Annotated in this window: 2 protein-coding genes; both read right to left on the bottom strand. The window is 77.3% G+C overall.

Translation table 11 applies throughout. The annotated features are described in order from the left end of the window. On the bottom strand, positions 1–521 hold a 521-nt coding region (locus tag IE321_RS41375; protein ID WP_229916876.1), incomplete at its 3' end, for a DUF5682 family protein. Beyond that, positions 518–1,672 (bottom strand): ATP-binding protein, encoded by a 1,155-nt coding sequence (locus tag IE321_RS41380; RefSeq protein ID WP_043224372.1) that lies wholly within the window; start codon positions 1,670–1,672, stop codon positions 518–520. The genes IE321_RS41375 and IE321_RS41380, both read right to left, overlap by 4 nt. Positions 1,673–1,765 lie beyond the last annotated feature (93 nt).

The following is a 1,765-nucleotide window of genomic DNA, read 5'->3' on the forward strand; positions in this document are numbered from 1 at the left end:
TCGGGCGCGCAGCCGGGTGCGAGCACCTCGACGGCGCGGTCCCACAGGTCGTCCCCGTCCCGGCCGGTGCCCGCCGCGGCCAGGGCGTCGGCGAAGGACCGCCGCCCCGGTCCCTCCGGCCCGGCACCGGGTCCGGCGTCCTCCGCGCGCTCGTCCGTCCCGGACCAGCCGGGGTCGCCGAGGGGCAGGTCGCAGCAGACGACCTCGGCGCCCCGGGCCCGGGCCCACCGCACCGCCGCCAGCTCCGGGGAGAAGTCGGCGAACGGGTAGAAGGACAGCCGCCCGCCCTCGCCCGTCCCGGCCAGCGCGACCGGCGCGACCGTCTCGGGGTCGGCGAGGTGCTCCAGCCACGGCTGGAAGTCGGCGGGGAGCTCTACGCAGACCACCTCGGCCTCCGCCGCGTCCAGGAGGGCGGGCACCGCGGCGGCGAGCGCCGGACTGTGGTGCCGCACGCCCAGCAGGTACGGCGTGCGCGACGCGGCGAGCGCGTCGACGGCCGCCCGGGGGTCGGGAAGGGTCACCGCAGGCTCCCGCGCAGGTCCCAGAGGCGGCGCCACATCGCCGAACCGGTCTCCGCACGGCGGCGGACCGGACCGTCCCAGTAGCCGAGCAGGCGGGCGTGGTCGGCCGGGTCGTCCTTGCGGACGACGCCCAGGAGGTGGCCCGGGAGCAGGTCGAGGACGTCCCCGCCCGGCAGGTAGGCGGCCGACAGCCCCAGCGAGGCCGCCACCTGGACCGCCTCGGCGGTGGACATGACCGTGCCCGGCCGCTCCACGTCCCAGCCCTCGGTGGAGCGGCCGGAGCGCAGGTCGCGGAAGACGGTCACGAGCGCGTCCAGGACGGCGTCGTCGACGCCGAACTCCGCACCGGCCCGCCGTACCGCCGCGACGGCCTGACGCCGGATCAGGGTCGCCTCCGCGTCGGCGTCCGCGATCGGGTCCACGGTCTCGAAGTTGAAACGGCGCTTGAGCGCGGCCGACATCTCGGAGACGCCCCGGTCCCGGAGGTTGGCCGTCGCGATCACCGTGAAGCCGGGCGCGGCGCTCACCACGGCGTCCTCGGTGGCGGTCAGTTCGGGGACGGTGACCCGACGGTCGGACAGCAGGGACACCAGCGCGTCCTGCACCTCGGGCAGACAGCGGGTGATCTCCTCGACCCGCACCACCCGGCCGGTGCGCATGGCGGACAGCACCGGGGAGTCGACCAGGGCCTGCGGCGTGGGGCCCTGCGCGAGCAGCAGGGCGTAGTTCCACCCGTATCGGAAGGCGTCCTCGGTGGTGCCGGCGGTGCCCTGCACGGTGAGGGCACTGGTGCCGCAGACGGCCGCGGCGAGCAGTTCGGACAGCATCGACTTCGCGGTGCCCGGCTCACCGGTCAGGAGCAGGCCGCGCTCCCCGGCCAGGGTGACGACGCAGCGCTCCACGAGGGCCCGCTCGCCGACGAACTTCGGACTGATCGCGAGCTTCGCGGGCAGCCCCTCGCGCCGCTCGGGCAGCGCGAGCTCCACGCCCGCGCTGCCGCAGACGAAGGTGACGACGGCACGCGGGGTGAGCGCCCAGCCGGGCGGACGGGGGCCCGGGTCCTGGGCGGCGAGGAAGGCCAGTTCGGCGGCGTGGCGCTCCTCGGCGGGCCGGACCTGCCGGGCGGGGGCGGAGGGGGCGGTGACGGTCATGCGCGGTTCCTTCGGGACGAGGCGGTGGAGGGGGGGCGTGAGCGGGGACGGGGGAGCGGGCGCCGGGACGGCGCCCGGCCCGGCGGACCCCGC

It is taken from the genome of Streptomyces hydrogenans (assembly GCF_014656075.1).
In the GTDB taxonomy this organism is placed as follows: Bacteria; Actinomycetota; Actinomycetes; order Streptomycetales; family Streptomycetaceae; genus Streptomyces; species Streptomyces hydrogenans.

Coding starts and splice junctions, on each gene's coding strand:
- IE321_RS41380 (WP_043224372.1), bottom strand. CDS start 1,672: ATGACCGTCACCGCCCCCTCCGCCCCCGCCCGGCAGGTCCGGCCCGCC.